Source organism: Vibrio sp. 1401, from assembly GCF_033340295.1.
Genome location: NZ_JAWOWF010000309.1, coordinates 1 through 742 on the forward strand (window position 1 = coordinate 1; position 742 = coordinate 742).

At 48.1% G+C, this 742-nt stretch carries 1 protein-coding gene; it reads left to right on the top strand.

The genetic code is table 11. The features are described 5' to 3' along the window. A partial coding sequence (gene argH / locus R7Z77_RS25305) for an argininosuccinate lyase (protein WP_318137039.1) occupies positions 1 to 742 on the top strand: 742 nt, incomplete at both ends.

The following is a 742-nucleotide window of genomic DNA, read 5'->3' on the forward strand; positions in this document are numbered from 1 at the left end:
CATCAAGGTACGGTTTTGCCTGGTTATACTCACTTACAACGTGCTCAGCCTGTGACGTTTGCTCATTGGTGTTTGGCGTATGTTGAAATGTTTGAGCGTGATTACTCACGTCTGAGTGATGCGCTGCAACGTTTAGATACCTGTCCGTTAGGCTCTGGCGCATTAGCTGGTACTGCTTACCCAATTGATCGTGAACAACTGGCGCATAATCTTGGTTTTCACCGTGCTACGCGTAACTCACTCGATTCGGTATCGGATCGTGACCATGTGATGGAACTGATGTCTGTTGCTTCTATCTCTATGCTGCACTTGTCACGTCTCGCGGAAGATATGATTTTCTACAACTCAGGTGAGTCGAACTTCATTGAGTTGGCAGATACAGTGACGTCTGGCTCGTCATTGATGCCACAGAAGAAAAACCCAGATGCGCTAGAGCTCATTCGTGGTAAGACTGGTCGCGTGTACGGCGCACTTGCTGGCATGATGATGACAGTCAAAGCCCTGCCACTGGCGTACAACAAAGACATGCAAGAAGACAAAGAAGGTTTGTTCGATGCTCTTGATACATGGAACGACTGTATGGAAATGGCAGCGTTGTGTTTCGATGGTATCAAGGTTAATGGCGAACGTACGTTAGAAGCTGCGAAACAAGGCTACGCCAATGCCACAGAATTAGCGGACTACTTGGTCGCGAAAGGCATTCCTTTCCGAGAAGCGCATCATATTGTCGGTGTAGCTGTCG